The following is a 15,442-nucleotide window of genomic DNA, read 5'->3' as shown; positions in this document are numbered from 1 at the left end:
TTTGGAATATTTGTTTGAATCAAAAAGACCTCATAGGTTTTTAAAACCTATGAGGTCTGTAAAATTAAATAAAGAATAGTAATGAAGAGGGATTTTCCTTAAAAGTTGAGATTATTTTTCCAATAGAACAATATCAAATTGAGTATCAATCATCACTTTTCCATTTGAAACTACAGCTTCTTTTCCAGAATAAGCATCGGTTAATTTGGTTCCGTTTTCGAAAATAGTTCCAACCGAAATTTCTTTTGGTCCTTTTGGTAAATCCAATCCAACAACAACATTATCAGTGAAATTGTCTTTGGTAAAAGTTCGGCTAAATACATAAGGACTTGCCGAAATTTCTTGGTGCATTCCAGCTCCAACTGCTGGATGATTTTTTCTGAAAACGCCTAATTTTTGCCAATGCAAAAGCACTTTCTGAGTTTCGGGATTGCTTTTGATATCATCCCAATTCATAAAGGAGCGTAGGGTGGCATCGCCTACAGTTCCTGGAATATCTAGTGCGCGAGCACTTTCGTCACCATAATATACTTGTGAAATTCCTGGGGCAAGCAGTAATTTTGTGCCGCTTTCGAATGTTTTTTCACGTTTCTTGTCATACGGATAACTATCGTCGTGGGAAGAAACATAGTTCATTACGGTGTTCCCTTTTAAATCATTTTGAAGAATTGAATTGTATTTTGAAAACAAATCTTCGTACTTCATTTTTGCCTCATTTCTAAAATCAAAATTGATTAAACCGGTAAAACCATTGTCGAAATAATTAACTTTTTTATCTCCAAAATCAAATAGTTTTTTAGCTCCAATGTTGTAGCCATACACTTCCCCAACGGTGAAAAACGTATTGTTATCCAATACTTTATTCGGATTATTTTTTTTAAAATCGGCAAAAGCTCCATCGCAAACTTTCTTGAAATCGCCCCAAATATCTTCGTACGTGTGCTTCACTGTATCTACTCGATAGCCATCAATACCATAATCCGTGATATAGTCAGCCAACCATTTCATAATGTAATATTTTGGCGCACGAGGATATCCTGTTTTGGCGAAAAAGGCATCCAATTCGGCTATTTCTTGTTCGTAACGACCTTCTTTTTTCCATTTTTCTGCGAGCATTGGCGGCAAAGAAACGATCTCATTGCTTTCTGTTTTTACGTCGGGAAGATTTTCGACCAAAGTACAGTTGATGTAGGTGTCATAGGAGTTGTAAGTACATTTTGGTGAAGTTCTAACCCAATCATTGGGATAGACTGGATCTTCGGCAGTAACTGGTCCAGTGTGATTGATGACGGCATCCAATAGAATGCGAATTCCTTTGGCGTGTGCTTTTTGAACCAATTCAGCCAAATCCTTTTTGGTTCCAAAACTCGGGTCCAAAGTGGTCCAATCCTTTGACCAATAGCCGTGAAATCCATAGCTATAGCCAGTTCCTTCGTCGACTCCATCGTGAATTTGTTCTACGACTGGAGTCATCCAAATGGCATTTATTCCTAAGTTTTCAAAGTAGCCTTCGTCCAGTTTTTGAATAACACCGCGAATATCGCCTCCTTCAAAACCTCGTAATTTTCCAGTTGGTTTGTTTCTGTTGAATGTGTGGTCGTTAGTTTTGTCGCCATTGTTGAATCTGTCAATTAAAAGAAAATACACATTGGCACTTTCCCACACAAATGGAGTTGCAGACGCTGTTTTTCCGGTTTTAGTTGAAGAACAACCGGCGAAAAGCAGCGATAGCAATGAGATTGAAAATAAGATATTTTTTTTCATAGGTCTTTTTTTGAATCATTAAGATTAATAAGTAAAACTTAATTTTTCTTAATGTAATTAATGGTTTGTTTTTATAATTGAATTTTGATTTCCACTTCCGTTCCTTTTTTCCAAGAAGCAGGAATTTCTATATTGTTTTTTACAGTTTTGAAATCAAGGTTTTTACCGTTGATACTCGCAGATTTAGCTTTGATATTATGAATGATTAGTGTCACATTTTTGTCTGACGATGCAAAGTTTTTACCAATTTCTGAATTCAATTTGATAGTTACGGTTTTATCATTTACATTACCATTGAATTTCAAAATTTCAAAGGCTCCTTTTTCGAAAGCGTTTGCTGTTGTTCCATCGTCATTGTATAATTTTCCGGAACTTTGAGTGGTTTTTGCATCAAAATAATAATGCAAAACGAAGTCTGCCAAGGAGTATTTCGATGTGTTTGGAATGGTTTTTATCATCGGAATAAAAGCCCCACCACGAACAAAAACTGGAATATGGTCTTCGACAACTGCAATGGCCGAAGTAGTTCCCGCTATTTGCTCTTCATCGGTGTAGAAATCAAACCAACTGTTGTTTTTAGGAAAATAAACGGAAGTTGAAGTCACAGCAGCTTTCGTAATTGGTGTAACCAAAAAGTCATTTCCCCAAAGATAGGTTTCGCAAACGGTCCATAATTTGGGATTATTCGGTTCTTCAAAAAATAACGGGCGCATCAAAGGAGCTCCTTTTTGATTGTTTTCAAAAGCCAAAGTATAGTTGTAAGGCAAAAGTTGGTAGCGCAATTCAACTAATTTTTTAGCTTTTGCTTTGGTTATGACGTCTTTTCTAGCCACTTCCGAAGCCACATCTTCCTGTGCGTGCGGACGGAAAACGGGTTGAAAAACCCCATATTGTAACCATCTTAAATACAATTCGTTGTCGAAATAATCACCTGCAAAACCACCCAAATCGGAGTGCATATAGCCCATTCCTTGCATTCCCATTTGGAGTGAAATCTCCATTTGAGACTGCAATCCTCCCCAAGAGCGGCTTACGTCGCCAGACCAAGGCATCATTCCCAAGCGTTGAGAACCCGAATATCCTGCGCGCATCAGAATAAACGGGCGTTGATTTGGAAAATCTTTTTTGTAACCGTCGGCAATTAATTTTGCCCAATTGTGACCATAAATATTATGAACTTCATCGGCTTTTCCTCCAGCAGTTATGGCTTCGGAAGGAAAAACTTCGGGTTCACCCAAATCGCCCCAAAGTCCGCCAACACCTTGATTGATTAATCGTTTGTAAACATTCCAAAACCAAGTGTTGCCATCGGCTTTGAAAATGTCGACAATGCCTGTGTTTCCAAAGTAGAAATCATAAGTAAATGGTTTTCCAGATTTATCTGTTGCCACCACTTTTTTGTCCACGGCTTCTTGCCATTTCTTGGACGTTGTCAATACAAAAGGTTCGGTAATAAGTACCGTTTTTATGCCTTTAGCATTCAAATCCGCCATCATTTTTTCAGGATTCGGGAAGGTTTCGTTTTCCCAATCCAAGTTTCCCATTGTGCCTTTCATGTCTTTGCCAAACCAGTACAAATCTAGGATTATAGCATCAACAGGAATTTGGTCGTCTTCGAATTTCTTGATGGTTTTCTCGACTTCTTCTTGGGAATGATAGCCAAAACGACTGGAAAAATTACCCAAAGTCCATCTTGCTGGCAAAGGTTGTTTGCCGGTTAAATCGGTGTAATTTGAAATCAAATCGGTCCAAGAATCGCCCACAATTACTTGGTAGGTTTTTCTTCCGGAAATGGTTTCGTAGGCCAGAGTATTGTCTTTTTTGCTGTCTAAATCCAAGTAACCAATAGCTGGATTGTCAAAATGAACGGCATAAATTTTCGATGACAAAATCATTGGAATAGTAAAATTCATCAACTCCGAATGGGTTTCGTAGCCATAATGAGCACGATTGTACAAGGCTAATTTATTGCCACGACGGTTCATTCCTAAAGCGCGAGCACCTCCGCCATAGAGGATTTCGTCTTGTGAAATGTTAAAGTCAATCACCATGGTAGAATCCGCTTTTATGTTGCCTTTTACATTGTCTAATGGGATGTGTTTTTGTTTGAAGTAGCCATTTTTTTCAGATAACAAGAGTTTCTGTTGATTGAAATAGGATATTTGGAACGGCGATTTTTGAACTGTAACCACAATTCCTTTGGTATAAAGGCTTATCGTGCCTGGTGTTTTGATTATTTTTGAAGTCCCTTTTTTGGAAACTAAAACCACGGCCTGCGAATTGCTATTGCTCGATTCTCCTTTTGGGATAAAGGTAGTTTCTACAATTTTATCAGAATAGGCTTTGAGGATGTATTGCCCGTCTGAAGTGTTGATTTCTAGTGTATTGTTAACTTCTTTGTAACTTACAAATTTCCTATTTGCGTTTTGGGCAAAGGAAAGTGAGCTGATGAATAATAAGAAAAATAATTTTTTCATTTTTTAGGTTTTTTTGACCCTATAAGTCATTTAAGTTTTTCTAATATGACTTATAGGGTTTGAATTATTCCAATTCCAAGATCAAAACCGATTTTGGTTCTAGTGAAATCTCGTTGGTAACATCGATTATTTTGTCTGAAATAATGTCTTTGCCAGTTTTGTAATTCCCGATATTTTCTTGAAAACGATTCGTTTTTATAGCTTTGGTTTCTTTGCTATTATTGATTATAACCATTACGCTTTTAGTATCATTGTATCTGAAATAGACATAAGTATTGTGTTCGGGAATATAATGTGTCATTTTTCCGGAATGAATAACAGCTTTTGTTTTTCTCCAAGTGAACAGTTTTGACGTAAAATCGAAATATTCGTTTTGCCCTGCTGTTCTACCTTCTTTGGTAAAGGCATTATTACTGTCGCCATCCCATCCGCCAGGGAAATCTTGTCGAATATCGGCATCGCCTTTGTCTTTATTTCCAGTCATTCCTATCTCGGAACCATAGTACAATTGAGGAATACCCCTTGTAGTTGCAAGCAAGCCCATTGCCATTTTGTATTTATTGAGGTCATTATTGAACATATGATTGATACGATTTGTGTCGTGGTTTTCGGCAAAAATCAAAATGTTGTTTGGGTTTGGAAACAGAAAATCATTGGTAAAATTGTCGTAAATTTTGATCATTCCTTTATCCCAACTAGCTTCGTCTTCATTGAAGGCTGAATTGATGGCGCCAAGTAAGGTAAAATCCATTACGGACGGCAAATAGGAATTGTAATTTTGGATTGCAGCAATTTTACTGTCTTTTTGCCAATAGGCTGCGTGCGATTGATTGAACATCCAAACTTCGCCAACGATGTTGAAATTCGGGTATTCATCGGTGATGGATTTGGTCCAAAGTGCAATTCCATTTGGGTCCGAATAATTGTAAGTATCTACTCTAAAACCGTCCAAATTGGCATATTCGATCCACCATATTGCATTTTGAGTTAGGTATTTTAGAACCAATGGATTTCTGATATTTATGTCAGGCATTGATGGGACAAACCAACCGTCGATACATTTTTTCTTGTCTAATTCTGAGGCGTGAATATCGTGAATAACGGTGCGCTTGTGATTGGTTTCGGTATAATTTCCAATATAATTGAACCAATCTTGAGTTGGCAAATCTTTCATCATCCAATGTTCGATGCCCCAATGATTGGTCACATAGTCCATGACCAATTTCATTTTTCGATGGTGCAGTTCTTTTGATAATCGCACATAATCTTCGTTTGTACCATAACGAGGATCAATTTTATAAACATCAGATTGACCGTAAGTATGATAGGAGAATTGGGCGTCATTGTCTTCGCAAAGAGGTGTGCTCCAAATCGTGGTTGCTCCTAATTCATTGATATAATCCAAGTGATTGATAATGCCTTGGATGTCTCCTCCGTGTCTGCCACCAGGTAATTCTCTATTGTTTTTTTCCTTCGTGGAAGAATTCGCGTCATTGTTTTTAGTGCCATTCGAAAATCGATCGGGCATCAGTAAATACATCACATCTGAGGTGTCAAAACCTTTGCGGTCGGCTGAGTTTTCTTTTCGTTGCTTTAAGCTGTATTTTTTAGTGAAGGCCACTTTGTTATTTTCTTTAAAAATCAACGAAAAATCTTGAGCTGGAATGTTGGCCGTGTTGATAGTGACAAATAGATAGTTCGGATTTTCTGTTTTTTCAACTTTTGAAATTGGAATTGCATTGGAAGTTGAAACATCGTATTTCGCTATGTTTTTGCCATAAACCAAAATTTGTAATTCGGGATTGTGCATTCCCGCGTACCAAAACGGAGGTTCAATTCTTTCGATTTGTGCTAACATAGTTGATGTTGTAAAAATTAATGACAATAAAAATAGCTTTTTCATTTGAAATAAATTTATTTTTTTAAACTATTAAGACATTAAGAAAATTAAGAAAAACTTAATGAAACTTAATGCCTTAATGGTTCGCAATTATTTGCTTAAACCCGTTAGTTAGAATTGATAAAAACGTCAGTTCGAGTATTTTTTGTGTAGTAAAACGAAACAAAAAATGTATCGAGAACCGTTTTTAATGAAATTTTTCTTGTTCTCGATACGATTTTCTATGGAAAATCACTCGAACTGACGGAAAAATATCATCAAAAACTAATTACACCCAATGGGTGTACTAGAAAATGTTTTTATAATATACCGTTCCCTAAGGATTTGGTTTTACCGAAACAGCTTTTTCATTAACATAAACAGTCAGTTCTTGAGTGCCTTCAATAGAGAATTTTGTTTCGTTCTGATTGATTTCTACTTTCAAAATTTGATTTCTGAAATTGATTTTAAAGGAATAACCCGTCCATTCTTTTGGGATTTTTGGTGAGAAGTGAAGGGTGTCATTTTTTACTCGCATTCCTCCAAATCCTTCTACAATGCTCATCCAAGTTCCCGCCATCGATGTGATGTGACAACCTTCTTCCACTTCTTTGTTGTAATCGTCAAGGTCTAAACGAGAAGTTCTAAGGTAGAAAGTGTAGGCCATATCCATTTTGTCCAACTTCGCCGCTTGAATGGAATGCACGCAAGGAGAAAGGGAACTTTCGTGAACAGTAAATGGTTCGTAAAAATCGAAATGTTTTTCTAATTGTTCTCTGGTAAAATGATCTTCGAAGAAATAAAATCCCTGCAAAGTATCGGCTTGCTTGATATAAGGCGAGCGCAAAACTCTATCCCAAGACCATTTTTGATTGATGGGTCGTTGTGATTTATCTAAATCTTTAACTTGAACTAAATGTTTGTCTAGGAAACCATCTTGTTGCAAATAAACACCATGTTCTTCAGAAAAAGGGAAGTACATATTGGTCGAAACTTTTTTCCAATCGTGTAATTCAGCATCTGATAAATGTACTTTTTCAATGATTCGTTTGTGATCTGATGGATATTCCAAAGAGACTTTCTGAATTTGTTCATATGTATAATCAATACACCATTTGGCTATATAATTGGTGTAGAAATTATTGTTTACGTTATTTTCATATTCATTCGGACCTGTAACACCTAGAATGACATATTGGTTTTTGCTTGTCGAAAAATTCGCTCTTTGATGCCAAAAACGGGCAATCCCAATCAAAACTTCTAACCCTTTTTCAGGAATATAGGAATAATCTCCTGTAAAACGATGGTAATTGAAAATGGCAAAAGCAATAGCTCCATTTCTGTGAATTTCTTCGTGCGTGATTTCCCATTCGTTATGACATTCTTCGCCGTTCATTGTCACCATTGGATACAAGGCAGCGCCGTTGGTAAATCCGAGATTGTCTTTAGCGTTTTCGATGGCTTTGTCCAATTGGTTGAAACGGTAGGTTAGTAGGTTTCTCGCTACTTGTTGGTCTTTGGTCGCCATGTAAAACGGAATGCAATAGGCTTCAGTATCCCAATAGGTGGAACCACCGTATTTTTCTCCAGTAAATCCTTTTGGACCAATATTCAAACGAGAATCTTTACCAGAATAGGTTTGGTTCAATTGGAAAATATTGAAACGGATACCTTGTTGTGCTTTTACATCGCCATCGATGGTGATGTCTGACATTTCCCAAATTTTGGCCCAAGCCTCGATTTGTTCGTCTAATAGGATGTCGTATCCTTTTGCTAAAGCGGTTTTTATAGCACTTTCGGCAGCAGAAATCGTGTTGTCGTGATTCAAAGAAACAGTATAACCTGCAATTTTTTGGATAGATGATTTTTGCCCTTTGGCAATAATCACATCATATGAAAATTGTATTTTATCGGTTCCTGTTTTGATGTTAGAAGGGGAGATGTTACCATTTTTATCATTGACAAAAATGGTGTTTTGCATAAAGGTGGTTACTTTAAAGTGGGTTTTAAAGGTTTGAGCAGTTACAAATGCTTCGTTGCCGCTTCGTTTTACATCCAATGGTTCCCAGAATTTTTCTTCCCAGTTGGCATCTTCATTAGTTACTCCAGCGTCAACATAGGGTTTGTAGACAATTTTGGTGTCTTTGTTGATGGCTGTAATTTCATAATTGATAATCCCTACTTCGTCTAAATCCATACACAAAAAACGACGAACATTGACTCCAATTTGGGTTCCGTTTTGCAAAGTAGCTTCGAAGGAACGATTGTACCAGCCTTCTTTCATATTCAACTCGCGACGGAAGTTTTTCACTTCCTTGCAAGCATTCAGATCTAGGATTTCGTCATTGATTTCAATATCAATTCCAATCCAGTTGGGAGCGTTTAGTACTTTGGCAAAATATTTTGGATACCCATTTTTCCACCAACCCACTTTGGTTTTGTCAGGATAATAAATTCCTGCGATATAACTTCCTTGAAAAGTTTCTCCTGTGTAATTTTCTTCAAAATTCGCGCGTTGGCCCATAGCACCATTACCGATGCTGAAAAGACTTTCGGACGATTTTACGCTCTCAGCATCAAATCCCTCTTCAATGATGGACCAATTGTCTGCTTTTATATAATCTTGGTTCATTTTTTCTTTTTTATTTACTAGTTGAAAAATTTAAGAATTTTAATTTTCCAATTCTTAATTTTCAAATGTTTAATTGTTTATTAGTTTATCGATAAAAGCTTTATCCATTTGGGTAAAATCTTTAAATAAATAGTTGGCTTCGTGCAATGTTGCCGCTTCTCCGATTCCCACACTAACCATTCCACCAATGTTTGCGGCTTGAATTCCAGCAACCGAATCTTCAAAAACAATGGAATCTTCGGGTTTGGTATGCAATAATTTGGCGGCAAGCAAGAAAACTTCAGGATCGGGTTTGGCATTCGAAACATCATTTCCGTCAACGATAGCGTCAAAAAAGGCAAGAGTTCCTGTTTTTTCGAGTATAGGTCTGGCGTTTTTACTGGCAGAACCCAATGCTATTAGTTGATTCTTTTCTTTCAAATAGTTTAAAATAGGCATTACTCCTGGCAAAATTTCACTTTCGTCCATATCGACTAAATAGGACAAATAATCTTCGTTTTTTTGAACAAGCCATCTGTTTTTGTCTTCTTGCGAAGCTTCAACTTTGCCTAATTCTAAAATTATATCGAGCGAGCGCACACGGCTTACTCCTTTTAATAATTCGTTGTTTTCGTGTGTAAATTCGAAACCTAATTCATTGGCGATTTTTTTCCAAGCTAGGAAATGGTATTTTGCGGTGTCCACAATTACGCCATCAAGGTCGAATATAAAAGCTTTTGTATTCATTATTGTTTTTTAATTTTTATTTATTGGATGTTGCTTTTTCTTTTACAAAAAACACTGCTAGTCCAGCAATCAACATAGAAACTCCAGCGATTACAATTATTGCCATCGGAAAACCTCCAAATAAAGCAATGATGGTGCTTCCTAATAGTCCAGCAGCAATTTGCGGAATGGTAATGGTTGCATTGAACAATCCCATATAAACGCCCATTTTATCGGCTGGTAAGGAACCAGATAGCATAGCATAAGGCATGGCCAAAATGGCTGCCCAAGCCAATCCTACTCCGGAAATAGATAGTAATAAGATGGTTTTGTCGTGTACAAAATACATCGAAGCCAAGCCAATTCCTCCCATTAAGAGTGAAATACTATAGGTTTTTTTTCTGCCAATAGATTTTGCAATAGTTGGAATTAGTAATGAAAATAGGGCGGCAACTGCGCTGTAAAAGGCAAACAATACACCTGTCCAGTCTCCCGCTTCGTTGAAGCCAATAGATTTTGGATCTAAAGCTTCGGGTCCCCATACTTGATTCGCGATAGCTCTAGTGGTATAAACCCACATCAAAAACAGAGCAAACCAAGAGAAGAATTGTACAACACCCAGTTGCCAAAAGATTTTTGGTGCATTGGCAATCAATTTTATAATGCTAGTTTTTTCGGTTACAGTTTCGGCTTCGAGGTCGATGTCGTTGTATAAGGCGTGTTCTTTTGGAGCGTATTCTTTCGTTCTGAAAACGGTCCAAAGCACGGTAACCAATAAAATAGTTCCGCCGATATAGAACGACCAAATTACAGAAGCAGCAACTTTTTCGCCTGCTGCGGGAACATTGGCTACTCCAACTTTGGCAAGAATCCAAGGCAATAACGAGCCGAAAACGGCTCCAAAATTGATTAAAGCACTTTGTAAAGAATAGCCCAGATTTTTTTGTTCATCATTGACCATATCTCCAACAAGCGCGCGAAACGGTTGCATGGTGACATTAAAAGAAGTGTCCATTAAGAGAAGCATTACGGCACCAAAGATTAATGGTGGTAACAAAAAGGTGAAGTACTCTGCATTGGGCATAAAATACATAGCCAAAGCTGAAACTATTGCTCCAAAAAAGATAAATGGAATTCTTCGTCCAAGTCGTGTCCAGGTTTTGTCACTAGAAAGACCAATGATGGGCTGAACAATTAGACCAGCGAGTGGCGCTGCCAGCCAAAAATAACCAATACTGTGAACATCAGCGCCAAGGGCTTCTAATATTCTGCTGGTATTGCCATTTTGTAGTGAATATCCAATTTGTACTCCTAGGAATCCAAAGCTTAGATTCCAGATTTGCCAAAAACTTAATTCGGGTTTTTTCATTATCGTATATTGAAATTAATGTACGATAAGCACCTTGCTTATCAAAACGTAACTTATTTTTCGAAGTAAAAGTAATTGTTTTGATAGGTGTAAATATAATAAAAGAAGTTAGAAGTTAGAAGTTAGAAGTTGGAAAAGTGTTTATTTCAAAAACTACAACGTAATAGTGTGAATAAGTTTTAGTTACGATGGCAATTTCAATGGCAATATCAATAACAAAGGCAATAACAATGTCAATGTCAAAAGATGTAGGTTTTTCAGGAAACTTTGTAATGAATTCCTATTTTTACCATTAATTGAATTAAAAAGAGTCACAAGGGTTCAAACCTTACTTTTCTTAACTTTCTTAATGGTTTTAAATGGTTAATATTTCACACAATCACCTATAGTAAGTTAATTGCAAATTGAAATTGTTATTGCTATTGATATTTTTTATTGAGTTGATTCTCTTTCGATTAAATGGGTTTCGATGACTACTGTTTTGTATATCTCCTCTTGTTCTTCTTCTGAATCATTTTCTTCTTCCGCTTGTAGTCTTTCGATAAGGATCTTTGCTGCTACGCTTCCCATTTCTGCGCCGTTTTGACTTACGGTAGAAATAGTAGGTGTGGAATATTTGGATATAATTCCATCGGTAAAAGCTATAACGGCAAGGTCTTCAGGAACTTTTATTCCTATTTTGTGAGCCATTTTGATGATGGTAACAGCAAATAGTTCGTTTACTGCAAATACCGCATCGATGGCTTTGTCTTCGATCAATTGGCCAATAGTAATTTCACAGTTATCAACATTTTCAATTTTTATGATTAAGTTTTCGTCAAAAGGCAAGCCATTATCTATCAAGGCTTTGGTGTATCCGTCGGTTCTGTATTTACCAACGCTTACATAATCGACAGTGGTTACAAGCGCAATTTTCTTTCTTCCTTTGTCTATCAAACTTTGAACGGCTTCATATGCCGCCAGTTCATCATTAATGATTACTTTGTCGCATAGAATATCATTGGTCACTCTATCAAACATGACCACGGGCATACCTTGGCTAATCACTTCTGTAATATGATGATAATCGCCTTTGAACTGGGTTTCTTTAGAGAGAGACATGATAAATCCGTCGATACTACCATTGGCAAGCATTTCCATATTAAGAACTTCTTTGTCAAAGGAATCGTCTGACAAGCAGATAATTACACTATATCCGTTTTGATTGGCAACATGTTCAACCCCATTGATTACGGTAGAAAAAAAGTGGTGTACGATTTCTGGAATGATAATTCCGATGGTTTTTGTTTTCCTGTTTTTTAGACTTAGCGCAATATTATTGGGTTTGTAATGGTAGAATTTTGCAAAAGCCTGAACTTTTAGCCTCGTTTCTTCTCCAATTTCAAGGCTGTTTCTCAAAGATTTTGAAACAGTAGAAATCGACACATCTAGTTCTTTTGCAATTTGTTTTAAAGTAATCTTCCTTTTCATTGTTTAGAATTGAATAATAATCATTTTCGTAATAAAGATAAAATATTTATTAGATTATGGTAATTATATAGGTGCAAAATTATTAAAAATCAAAAACTTTTCAACACTATCACGTTTTCGTAACGGTTTAAATTTTTACCTTTGTTGTAAGTGTTGATTATTATCTAATTTTGAGGTTCGAAGTAAAGGTAATTTCAAACAAAAACCTAATTAATTTAAACAAAAAGTATGAAAACAATTTATAAAAAGTTGTTATTATTGTTACTCTTCTTGCCATTTAGTGTTCTTGCACAAGGAACATTAGGAGGGACGGTTGTAGATTCAAAGTCGAATCAGCCAATTCCGGGCGTGAATGTGGTAATTGAAGGTTCCACTATAGGAACACAAACTGATTTTGATGGTAAATTCAAATTACCTAAAGTGAATAAAGGAGATAAAATTGTTTTTTCCTTTATTGGTTACACCAATCAAACAGTAACTTATGCAAATCAGCAGACAGTAAATGTAAGCATGGTTGAAGAATCTAATGAATTAAAAGAAGTTGTAGTTCAGGTAGGATATGGTTCTGTAAAAAAGAAAGATGCTACTGGAGCGGTTGCTTTGATTACCACTAAGGACTTCAATAAAGGAGCTATTACAAATACCGAGAATTTAATCAATGGTAGAGTTGCCGGAGTTGTTGTAACTCAAGGTGGTCGTCCTGGAGATGGAGCTGCAATCAGAATTCGTGGAGGTTCTTCTTTAAATGCTTCCAATGATCCATTGGTTGTAATTGATGGTTTACCTGTTGATAAAGGTCTTTCTTCAGTGAATCCTAACGATATCGAATCCTTTTCAGTATTGAAAGATGCATCAGCAACTGCTATTTATGGTTCTCGAGGTTCAAACGGTGTTATTTTGATTAAAACTAAAAAAGGAACCAAGAAAGATGAAATTCAATTGTCTTTCAATTCCTATACAGCAGTAAACTCATTGGCTAAAAAAGTTGATAATTATTCTGCGAATGAGTTTAGAGACGTCGTAAAACAATTTGTACCATCTCGAGTAGGTCTTCTAGGTAAATACAATACCGATTGGCAAGACCAAATCTTTGAGGATGGAATTACTTCTGATAACAACCTTTCAGTTAGAGGTAACATAATGAATACTATGCCAACAAGATTATCTGTTGGTTATACTAAAATAGATGGGGTTTTGAAAACTTCTGAATTTGATAGAAAAACAGTTGCCTTGTCTTTGACACCTTCGTTTTTTGACAATCATTTAAGAGTTGAGGTAAATGCTAACTATGCATACGAAAAAAATAGATATGCCGATGAAGGAGCGATTAACAATGCAATAGCAATGAATCCTACAAATCCTGTTTATGATGCTAAATCTCCTTTTGGAGGATACTTTGAAACTTATACTCCTACTGGTACTGGATATACTGTTTATGGACCTGCAAACCCATTGGCACTATTAGAGCAAAGAAATAATCGCGGTGCAAATAGCAGGTATTACGGAAACGCTCAAATAGATTATAAACTTCATTTTTTCGAAGATTTGAGAGTAGTTGTCAATGCTGGACTTGATATCAACAAACGAGAAGGGACTGATGTTACTGCTCAAAACGCTAGAAGCGGAATGAATGGATTGTCTTTATTGGGTTCGAATAGCAATTCTTGGGGTAATTCTGAAAACAAGCTTTTAGATGGGTATTTAAACTACAATCACCAATTTGGAAAAGTAAAAGTAGATTTTACCACAGGTTATTCTTACCAAGATTTTCAGGATGAAAGCTATGGCTCAGGAAACACTTTGAGAGTAGATTCACAGCCAGACGTATGGACATCACCGGGAGTGAATTTGCAAGCATTTTATGCTAGAATGAACATTGATTTATACAGTAAATACTTGATTACCTTAAACTACAGACGAGATGGTACTTCAAGATTTGCCGAAGAAAGCAGATGGGGTAATTTCCCTGGAGTTGCAGTAGCTTGGAAAGTTTCTGACGAAAACTTCCTTAAAGATTCTAAAGTAATCAGTGATTTGAAATTTAGAGTTGGTTGGGGTGTAACTGGACAACAAGATATTCCGGCACAGTATGATTATTTCAAAAGATATAATTTGAGTGGACCTAATTCTGGAGCATCTTATCCGTTTGGCAGCACCTATTATTTGTTGGCTAAACCGGAAGGTTATAACGAAACTTTGAAATGGGAAGAAACTACAACTTATAATTTAGGTTTTGATTTTGGCTTTTTTGACAACAAACTAACGGGGTCATTAGATTTCTATAATAAAATCACCAATGATTTATTCGCGTTTGTTGATGAAGGAGCTTTACAGAACTTTAGAACCAGAGGACCAGCCAATATTGGCCAGTTAGAAAGTAAAGGTGTTGAGTTAGGCTTGAACTACAATGCAATCCAAAATGACATTCATAGATTGAATTTTAATTTTAACATTGCCTACAACAATCGTAATATAACAAGCCTAGATGATAATGAATATTTTACTGGAGGAATCGGATTAGATTTATATTCTCAAATTCTAAAAGAAGGTTTGGCTCCAAATTCGTTCTGGTTGTACCAACAAATTTATGACGCCAATGATCGTCCAATTGAAGGCGCTTATGTAGATAGAAATAAAGATGGAGCAGTCGATTCAGCGGATAAATATGAATTTCATAAGCCAGAGGCAGATTATACAATGGGTTTCATGACCAATTACAATTACAAAAAATGGGATTTTTCTATGGCTTGGAGAGCAAGTGTAGGGAACTATATCTATGACAATGTGAGCGGTAGTAGATCCTTTTTATCTCAAGGTATTTCAGACAACAATCCAAATGCTATCAACAACGCACCAGTAGATTTTAGCATTACAGAATTTAGCCAAAGAAAAGCGGAATCTGATTATTATGTGCACGATGGTTCTTGGTTGAAATGGGATAACTTAACAATCGGGTATTTGTTTGACAAACCCTTTGGATTAAGTGCAAAAAAGGAATCAAGTTTAAGAATCTACACTGGTATTCAAAACGTATTGATTATATCAAAATACAAAGGAATGGATCCTGAAATATTTGGTGGGAATGACAGTACTATCTATCCTCGTGCTAGAATGGCTATGTTAGGTTTAAACTTTAATTTTTAATT

At 36.3% G+C, this 15,442-nt stretch carries 8 protein-coding genes; 1 reads left to right on the top strand and 7 read right to left on the bottom strand.

Features of this window, described 5'->3' with window-relative positions:
- Nucleotides 1–111 precede the first annotated feature (111 nt).
- From ACIQ1E_RS02350 to ACIQ1E_RS02320, 7 genes are all read right to left on the bottom strand, one after another.
- Nucleotides 112–1,764: an alpha-amylase family glycosyl hydrolase gene (locus ACIQ1E_RS02350; protein WP_396168350.1), complete on the bottom strand. Its 1,653-nt coding sequence runs from the start codon at nt 1,762–1,764 to the stop codon at nt 112–114.
- Nucleotides 1,765–1,835: 71 nt separating this feature from the next.
- Nucleotides 1,836–4,241, bottom strand: a complete 2,406-nt coding sequence (locus tag ACIQ1E_RS02345; RefSeq protein WP_396168348.1) for a TIM-barrel domain-containing protein — start codon at nt 4,239–4,241, stop codon at nt 1,836–1,838.
- Nucleotides 4,242–4,305: 64 nt separating this feature from the next.
- Nucleotides 4,306–6,144, bottom strand: coding sequence for a glycoside hydrolase family 13 protein (locus ACIQ1E_RS02340; protein WP_396168346.1), 1,839 nt, complete (start codon nt 6,142–6,144; stop codon nt 4,306–4,308).
- A 313-nt stretch (nt 6,145–6,457) separates the two neighbouring features.
- Nucleotides 6,458–8,752: a glycoside hydrolase family 65 protein gene (locus ACIQ1E_RS02335; protein ID WP_396168344.1), complete on the bottom strand. Its 2,295-nt coding sequence runs from the start codon at nt 8,750–8,752 to the stop codon at nt 6,458–6,460.
- A 69-nt stretch (nt 8,753–8,821) separates the two neighbouring features.
- Nucleotides 8,822–9,478, bottom strand: coding sequence for a beta-phosphoglucomutase (gene pgmB / locus ACIQ1E_RS02330; protein ID WP_396168342.1), 657 nt, complete (start codon nt 9,476–9,478; stop codon nt 8,822–8,824).
- A 16-nt stretch (nt 9,479–9,494) separates the two neighbouring features.
- On the bottom strand, nt 9,495–10,826 hold the full coding sequence (locus ACIQ1E_RS02325; RefSeq protein WP_396168340.1) for an MFS transporter: 1,332 nt from the start codon (nt 10,824–10,826) through the stop codon (nt 9,495–9,497).
- A gap of 432 nt (nt 10,827–11,258) precedes the next feature.
- Nucleotides 11,259–12,296, bottom strand: coding sequence for a LacI family DNA-binding transcriptional regulator (locus ACIQ1E_RS02320; RefSeq protein WP_396168338.1), 1,038 nt, complete (start codon nt 12,294–12,296; stop codon nt 11,259–11,261).
- A gap of 228 nt (nt 12,297–12,524) precedes the next feature.
- Between ACIQ1E_RS02320 and ACIQ1E_RS02315 the strand changes: the two genes are divergently transcribed.
- Nucleotides 12,525–15,440 (top strand): SusC/RagA family TonB-linked outer membrane protein, encoded by a 2,916-nt coding sequence (locus ACIQ1E_RS02315; RefSeq protein WP_396168336.1) that lies wholly within the window; start codon nt 12,525–12,527, stop codon nt 15,438–15,440.
- Nucleotides 15,441–15,442: the final 2 nt, after the last annotated feature.

Source organism: Flavobacterium sp., assembly GCF_044348915.1.
Classification (GTDB): Bacteria; Bacteroidota; Bacteroidia; order Flavobacteriales; family Flavobacteriaceae; genus Flavobacterium.
This window is presented reverse-complemented; position numbering and strand designations above follow the sequence as displayed.

Bases quoted from the DNA above. Each gene is read 5' to 3' on its own strand.
- ACIQ1E_RS02350 (WP_396168350.1), bottom strand. From the start codon at position 1,764: ATGAAAAAAAATATCTTATTTTCAATCTCATTGCTATCGCTGCTTTTC.
- ACIQ1E_RS02345 (WP_396168348.1), bottom strand. From the start codon at position 4,241: ATGAAAAAATTATTTTTCTTATTATTCATCAGCTCACTTTCCTTTGCC.
- ACIQ1E_RS02340 (WP_396168346.1), bottom strand. From the start codon at position 6,144: ATGAAAAAGCTATTTTTATTGTCATTAATTTTTACAACATCAACTATG.
- ACIQ1E_RS02335 (WP_396168344.1), bottom strand. From the start codon at position 8,752: ATGAACCAAGATTATATAAAAGCAGACAATTGGTCCATCATTGAAGAG.
- pgmB (WP_396168342.1), bottom strand. From the start codon at position 9,478: ATGAATACAAAAGCTTTTATATTCGACCTTGATGGCGTAATTGTGGAC.
- ACIQ1E_RS02325 (WP_396168340.1), bottom strand. From the start codon at position 10,826: ATGAAAAAACCCGAATTAAGTTTTTGGCAAATCTGGAATCTAAGCTTT.
- ACIQ1E_RS02320 (WP_396168338.1), bottom strand. From the start codon at position 12,296: ATGAAAAGGAAGATTACTTTAAAACAAATTGCAAAAGAACTAGATGTG.
- ACIQ1E_RS02315 (WP_396168336.1), top strand. From the start codon at position 12,525: ATGAAAACAATTTATAAAAAGTTGTTATTATTGTTACTCTTCTTGCCA.